Annotated in this window: 6 protein-coding genes and 1 tRNA gene; 1 reads left to right on the forward strand and 6 read right to left on the reverse strand. The window is 49.7% G+C overall.

The annotated features are described in order from the left end of the window. Positions 1-1,059 (forward strand): transposase (locus JF818_RS10115; RefSeq protein ID WP_198891890.1); only part of this gene is annotated, 1,059 nt, incomplete at its 5' end. Positions 1,060-1,391: 332 nt separating this feature from the next. Here JF818_RS10115 and JF818_RS10120 read toward each other — a convergent pair. The 6 genes from JF818_RS10120 to JF818_RS10145 form a co-directional block, all read right to left on the reverse strand. Continuing rightward, a tRNA-Gly gene (locus tag JF818_RS10120) sits at positions 1,392-1,463 on the reverse strand. Between the two features lie 65 nt (positions 1,464-1,528). Next, a complete protein-coding gene (locus JF818_RS10125) occupies positions 1,529-3,514 on the reverse strand; it encodes an alginate lyase family protein (protein ID WP_198891891.1) in 1,986 nt (661 codons plus the stop codon). A 9-nt stretch (positions 3,515-3,523) separates the two neighbouring features. Then, a complete protein-coding gene (locus JF818_RS10130; protein WP_198891892.1) occupies positions 3,524-4,669 on the reverse strand; it encodes a glycoside hydrolase family 88 protein in 1,146 nt (381 codons plus the stop codon). A gap of 2 nt (positions 4,670-4,671) precedes the next feature. Further along, on the reverse strand, positions 4,672-5,508 hold the full coding sequence (locus JF818_RS10135; protein ID WP_198891893.1) for a carbohydrate ABC transporter permease: 837 nt from the start codon (positions 5,506-5,508) through the stop codon (positions 4,672-4,674). Between the two features lie 9 nt (positions 5,509-5,517). Further along, positions 5,518-6,396 carry a carbohydrate ABC transporter permease gene (locus tag JF818_RS10140; protein ID WP_198891894.1) on the reverse strand — a complete coding sequence of 293 codons (879 nt, stop codon included), beginning with the start codon at positions 6,394-6,396 and terminating at the stop codon, positions 5,518-5,520. A 66-nt stretch (positions 6,397-6,462) separates the two neighbouring features. Next, the coding region (locus JF818_RS10145) for a sugar ABC transporter substrate-binding protein (RefSeq protein WP_198891895.1) at positions 6,463-7,700 on the reverse strand (1,238 nt) is incomplete at its 5' end.

Below are 7,700 nucleotides of genomic sequence, written 5' to 3' on the forward strand. Positions count from 1 at the left end.
CTGCAATACTATCATGGGGTGCAGTCCCTGCTCACCCCCGATGAATTGCACAGGTTGCACAGAAGCCACCGCAAGGGAAGGCTCGGCTACGACCTGCTGCCGATACTGGGCATCATGCTGCTCAAGCTTCACCACCAGGTACGGACGGTGAAGGGAACACTGTCGCTCCTGCGTGAGAACGGGAACCTGAAGGACATGCTTGGAATCACCAGGGTACCCAGTGAGGCGAGTGTGAGCAGGCTTTTCAGGGAAGTGGAGAGGATCGTCGACCCCTCACTCCTCCATGAACGGGTGATACAGGCGTATACATCATCAATGGACAGGCTGGCAATCGGGCACCTGAGCATAGACAGCACCACCATCGGGGTACGGGAGAAGCCCATCAAGACCAGGGCAAAGGAAGCCAAGGCCAACGAGAAGCGAGGACGCAAGGCGAAGGGATCGCTGGAGGAACAACAGTATCGTGAGCGCCAGGCCAGGCTGGAGCAAGAACGGATTGCCTATCTGCAAGAATCCTTCGGGGAGTCGCTGGCAAGACTGGAAATGCGCTGTTCCATCACCGCGAAACAGAATTCCAAGGGGAAGAAACAATGGTTCATCGGCTACAAGGCCCATCTTGCCACTGATGATCATGGGGTGCCCGTGAGCTTCGCGGTGACCGGGGCCTCGGTCCATGACAGCAAGGTCGCAGTCCCCCTCATGAAAAAGGCAAGGGAGATCGCTGATTTCTTGTATGTACTGCTCGACAAGGGGTACATCAGCCCTGTGATCAACGACTATGTCGACATGATAGGAAGGAAGGCGATCATCGACCGCAGGGCCTACAAGGGGGTGGTTGCCGACCCCCTGGACCCCGCTTCCCAGAGGCGGTATGCTGCCAGGACCACCGTGGAGAGGACCAACGGGGAGCTCAAGGACGGGTTCCTTCCCGATACCATCTATAAAAGGGGAGCCCACGCCCGGTATGAGATCGCTCTGGCCATTCTCCTCACCACCATGAAGAAGGTGCGGAATGTGCTGATCCTGTATGAGCAACACAAGGCACAAAGGGTATTCTAGCCACAATCAAAGGAATTGAAGACACCCCTCCAACGAAGAAGGAATGCCTTGGTGCGTCTATCGACTTGCCTTGGGGGTGATTCACTCCGTCATCATGGAGAGAAAATCATCTGGTTGACTGTCATGCCACCTGGTATGCATGGATATACACAATCTATGTATATTCATACATGCAAATTAGCATTTTGAAATTTGCTCTAGAATTCGGCATATTCCATATTTGCCGAATCTTATTCAATTCATTAACAGATACGATTGATACATCCCTGGGGTAATCTCACAATTCCTCAAATAAAGCAAACCCCCTCAGTCGATTGACCAAGGGGGCTGAGAGCGCCAGAAGGGAATCGAACCCTCGTCTCATGCTTGGGAAGCACGAGCACTAACCATTGTGCTACTGGCGCATCTGCCATTGGATAATAGCAAAATAGGGAGAGGATGTAAACAACTATTTCCAGAGAATATGATTCTAGGTGAATAGTCGTGTCCCAATCTCTGTCTCCCCCTTCCCGCGGTCAAACACCACCAAGGAACCAAAGCCTGTACATCCATCTGCGTTGAAGGTATCGGTAGGGCTTGACCACTCCTGGTGACTGACTACTACAGTATAGGCTGTTTCACCTCTCTTGATGGTGACAGCCTCGATCAGGGAATCAGAAAATCGGATCTTCTTGAAATTGGAGAGTACCCGCTCCTTCTTGAAAACGGCATCCTCGTTGAGTGAGATCAAGGTAAATAATGATACAAATCCATCCCCTTCCACCTCGCTGACCAGGGTCTTGTTGTCGGTCAGCTCATTGTAGTGACGTGAGAGCCTGGTACTTTTAAGATATTGGGTAACACCCTGGCTTGAAATGGTATGGATGTACATTGCATTCTTCGTGCTCTGGTACATCATCCCGGACTCCTTCAGACTTACCTTACCCTCATCATTACAATGCAGATAGCTTTGATAGCTATGGTGTTCCTGGGATAAAAACTCATCACAGATCAGGATAAGGGTTTTCTCCAATACCACGATCGTCCTACGTGGAAGCACCCCGACATCCAGATACCCTTGGTGCGAACCTTGGAAAGCAATATACCCATTTTTCTGAGCCGTGCGGAATCCGATGGGTGCGCTTAACTTGGAGCACTCCCAACTGTCCTTGCATACGGTGAAGTTCTTGTTATCCACTGTTGTGGTGTTATGGGCAGTGCTGTCCTTGAACTCATACCGCTCAGACTTCGGGACATAGGTGTACCGGCCGGCATCCACCAGAAGATCCTCTCCATTCGCATAGAGGTCGAAATGAAGCTTGTCACTATGCCCATGACCAGCTCCCAAGGTACCACAGTGAAAGCGAAGATAGGCATCTTCTTCCTTGTAGATGGCATTTCCGCTCTCGTGCAAAACAAAGAGACGTTGAGAGGAGGAAAGACTGGGTAGTTGATCGTAGCATTTCACTGCCCTGAAACCGAGATCCCAGATGGTATCAAAATCGAGATGGGAGTACCCACCCTTCTTCAGCTCTCCATCCTGATAGAAATAGGCTGCCTTGGTGATGAGGTCCCTTTGGTCGATTGCATCACTGTCCCCCATGCAGGGCTCTGTTCCGTCCGGTTTCTGCCATGAGAGGGAGGCTTTGCACATCTTGTAGGTTTTCTCTTTGATCACCTCAGGAAGGGGAATGTGAAGCCGTCTGGCCAGGATTACCACATCCAGATAGCAGTGCAACACCTCATTGTGGTACATGGGGGACTGTTCCCACTGCATTCCATCATCATATACCTGTATCTCTATCTCCAAAGACAGCCTTCTTATTGCTTCCTCGCAGTAGGTTTCGCTGATCTCACTCTTCTGGAGAGCGAGGGAAGCAAGAAACAACCCATGGTTCTCCAGAACACCCCAATTGCTCATAAGATGATAGCTGTCCCATACGGAATAGAGGAATTCCGCATGGTCAGCTATCGAGGAGAGGAATGTTTCAAGTACCGAATCTGTTATTGAAGGGCTTTCCTTGAAGTACTGCATTGCTTTTACCCAGTACTCCATGCGAAGCCCAGCCTCAATAGATCGCCACGCCTTCTGGCTCTTTGGGTCAGAACGCCTGACGTTCTTCACCCAGTGGCAGAGCTGGGAAGCAAAGGCCTCTGCATACTGCTCATTACCGGTAAGTGCATAGGCTTGTCCCAGCGTAATCCAGAACCGCATCCTGTTGAATGCAAAGACCCACTCACTATCATCGGATGGTTGATGTAACCAGTCTATATCGTGGGGGAATACAACCGGCTCAGTGGTACGTTCCATATCCCACCGTTGATTGAACAGAAATGACTGCTGAACAATCTCTTCGGCTGTAGCAATGATTGTCTCCGCTTCTTCTTTCTCATACTGCCAAAGATAGGCTGAAACCTGCTTTGGATCATCCAAGAAGCAGATTCTCCAATTGGAGAAATACGTATCTTTCTTCATATACTCCCCTTACCAGAAGGTCGACCAACTACCACTGAGTCGCATCAGGGCTTCCATATAGAAATAATCACCCCATGAGACGCATTCATCAACCCCTTCAGGGGTGCATGTATTATAGGGACTCTTCTTGGAGTAGGTTCCGTGAAGGACCAGTCCGTTGGAATAAGATGGGTCTGTTACCCTATAGGATTCATACAGGCTTTGCATAAGCTTCTTCGCCCAGGAGCGATACAGATCAGCTTGCGTATCATTGAGAAGATCAGCCATTTCCAAAAGACCGCAGGCAGCAATGGAAGCACTTGAAGAGTCTCTCGGCTCATCACCTTCACTGAAAATCAGGTCCCAGTAGGGGATCAAATCATGGGGGAGACGGGAGAGGAAGAATGCAACGCTCTTGGAAAACTGGGAGAGACAGCGCTCATCCCTCGTGTACCGATAGCTGAGCGCAAGGCCATAGAGAGCCCAAGCCTGCCCCCGTGCCCAGAAGGAATCAGCGCGGTATCCTTGGCAGGTCTCTCCCCTAAGCGGACCTCCAGTCTCAGGGTCCATGAAGAAGGTATGGAAGGTGGAGCCATCATCGCGGAATGAGTGTTTGAGGCAGGTCTCTGTGTGGCGAAGGGCAATCGTACGATATCTATCATCCCCTGTTACCTCGCTTGCCCAATAGAGCAAGGGAAGATTCATCAAACAATCAATGATGAAGCGGTAGTTTTCCTCCTCATCCATGGCTCCCCATGCTTGCAGGAAGGACCCTTTCTCCTGGAACCGGGTCAGCAACTGGTCTGCAGCAAGCAGTGCAGCTCGCTTTGCACGCTCATTGCCATCCAATTTGTACAAGGAGACACAACTGGGAGTATAGAGGAACCCCATGTCATGGTGGTCTACCTCAACCTTGTTCTCTATACGGAAGAGAAAACTCTCGGCCAGAATACTCGCTGCATGGAGGAATACCGGGTCCTTGGTATGCTGCCAAGCTAGGCATACCTCTCCAGGCCAAAACCCACAGGTCCACTGAGTATTATCACAAGGAGGATAGAAGTTTTTCACTGATGAATGGTTCTGGCAGCGATAGGTAAACAGAGGGAGATTCCGCCTTACCTGCGAGACTGCCTCACCCAAAGCACGCTGAACAGTGTCTTGTGTTATTTCCTGCATACCTACCCCTTCAGTCCAGCAGTGGCCACTCCCTGGACAAAGAACTTTTGCAGGGAGAGAAAAACAATAACTACCGGGACCAAGGCAACCACGCTGGCTGCCATGATCAAGCCGTACTCACTGGAATACTGGCTTATGAACATTCTCAGTCCAATCTGGATGGTCTTCAGCTCGGTCCGAGTAAGATAGAGCAAAGGACCGAGGAAGTCATTCCAGGTATTTACGAACGTGAAAATGGTCAGGGTAGAGAGTGCAGGCTTCGATAGAGGAAGCATGATTTTCCACCAGATGCTGTACTCACTCATCCCATCGATTCTTGCTGCCTCGCACAGCTCATCGGGAACACTCATATAGAACTGTTTCATCAAGAACACCCCGAAAGCACTGAAAGCCTGCAGGAAGATGATTGACAAGTGGGTGTTGTTCAGCCCGAAGGAGCGCATCATGATGAACTGAGGAACCATATACACATGCCAAGGCATGGCAATGGTCGCTACATACCCGAGAAACAGGAGATTTCTTCCTTTGAACTGCAACTTTGCAAACGCATAGGCAGCAAAGGATGAGGTTAAAAGCTGAAGAAAGGTCACAATAACGGTCAGCTTGGCGGTATTCTTGATGAACAATCCCAAGGGGATGGTTGTCCAGATTTCTGCATAGTTTTCCCATCGCGGCTCAGAGGGGATCCACTTGATGGGAAAGGAAAACACATCCTTGTCGAGCTTCAGCGATGCACTGATCATCCAGGCAAAGGGCAGCAACATCACCAGCGCCGAGAGGATAAGCAAGAGATAGACTGCAATGGTGGAATTGGTGGTTTTTCTGATTCGTACTTGCATGGCGCCCTCCTAATGCATCCGCTTCTCACCGTTGAACTGAACCAACGTAACGGCGAGAACCAGGATAAAGAGCACCATGGCAACTGCACTTGCAGAACCAAGATTCCAACTGATGAAGGCTTTGTTGTAAATATCGTAGACGAGTACCAAGGTAGCAGTACCCGGGCCTCCCTGGGTAACCATGTACACAATGTCATAGACCTTGAAGCACTGGATGGTAAGCATAACCATTACAAAGAAGGAGACACCACTAAGCTGAGGAATGGTAACATAGCGGAATCGTTGCCATGCATTGGTTCCATCGAGGCTTGCTGCTTCATAGAGCTCGGGGTTTATTCCTTGCAAACCGGCAAGATAAATAATCATATAATAGCCCATGTACTTCCAGACACTGAAGAAAACGATGGTGATCATCGCCCAGTCCTTGTCGGCTGCCCATCCGGGTACCGATTCAAAACCCAACGTATAGAGCAACATGTTGACTGGGCCCTTGGATGGGTTGAAGATCATATTCCAGACTGCCGCAACGGCAACCAAGGAAGCTACATAGGGAAAGAAGCTCACTGTTCTAAAGAAGTTACGGGCTTTGAAGCCCTGGTTGAGAATGACCGCAAGAAACAGACTTGCAACCAAGGTAAGGGGAACCGTCCCTGTTGTGTAGACGATGGTATTTTTCAAGGCAGCCTTGAACTGGTCATCGTCAAACAGGTCGATAAAATTGCCAAGCCCCGCCCAAGTGATGGGGTTTGAACCATCCCAATGCAGGAAGGCAAGGGCGAATGCAAAGATGATGGGGACCATGGTAAACACGGCAAAACCAATGAAGTTTGGTGCAATGAAACTATATGCCACCAACTGTTTTTTTAACGTTGCTTTTTTTGAGGGCATGAAACCATCCTCGGCTCTGGAATGTGGTACAGGGGATGAACATCCCCTGTACCGAAAAAAGGAGAACTATTTTCCCAGAATCTTCTGGATTTGCTCATTCATCTTCTTGATACCGCCATCGACACTGATGTTGTTGGTCATGATCTCATCATGGACCTGATTCAACACCACCTCGATCTCTGCAGATTTCTCATGCAAAGGCATCTCAAGATAGGTCTTGTGCACCTGAAGTGCATCACGTGTTGCCTGATCGGTTGGGAATCCAGGCTTGGAAGCGATGATCTCGATAACGCTCTCATCCGTAATTGCAGGAATGGTTCCGGTCTTTGCGATAATCTGGGCACCTTCAGGACCGGTTACGAACTTCACGAAATCAAATGCAGCGTCTTTCTTCTTGGAAGCATTGCTTACGCCAATGCTGGTAATGGTTCCAAGAGTGGTTCCAGGAGTAACTCCCTCTGCATGGGGATACTTGACCAAACCCCACTCGGAGCATTCGGTCTTGCCCTGGGCAATCTGGTCGATCAAGGTGGCAATGAACCATGAACCCATGTTCATCATTGCAACGCTGTTGTTGTAGAATACACCACTGTAGTGGGTGGATGAGGTCTTCAGGGTTGCATAATCCTGGACAATTCCATCTCTCTGCTGGCCCAGTACCATCTCATAGTAAGGAGCGAGGAAGTCGTAAGTACCATCAACAATGGTATTCTTTCCATCTAGGATGCCGAACAACTGCACAGCAGAACGCCAGGTATGATAGTGAGCTCCATATACCTTGTTTGCACCCATGCCGCTGGTCATCTTACGGGCAAGCGCGTCAAACTCAGCAAAGGTCATATCATTGGTGGGATAGGCAACACCAGCATTATCGAAGAGTTCCTTGTTGTAGTAGACAATCCAGAAATCACTGCGGAATGGAATGCCGTAGAGCTTTCCATCAACAGAAATCTGGTCTGTGGTTCCACCATAGAGGGAAAGATCAACACCTTCGCTGGCGATCATGGGGTTGAGATCCATCAGCAAATTGCGCTTCACAAGGTTGTTGTAACCAGGAATGTCCTTGATGGTGACAATATCAATTGAAGAGTCTCCACCGGAGAGTTGGGTCTGCAACATGGTCATGAAGTCAGCCGAGCCAAGATCGAGCATCTCGATCTTCACATCAGGGTTTGCTGCCTCATATGCAGTGATCAATGGCTCATAATACGTAGTGGAAGCGATGTCCCACAGGGCCCATTTGAGTGTGGTCTGCCCACCTACCTCCTGGGCTGCCTCCTTGGTTCCATTGGCAAACACAGAAC

The sequence above is a fragment of the Sphaerochaeta sp. S2 genome, from assembly GCF_016406725.1.
In the GTDB taxonomy this organism is placed as follows: domain Bacteria; phylum Spirochaetota; class Spirochaetia; order Sphaerochaetales; family Sphaerochaetaceae; genus Sphaerochaeta.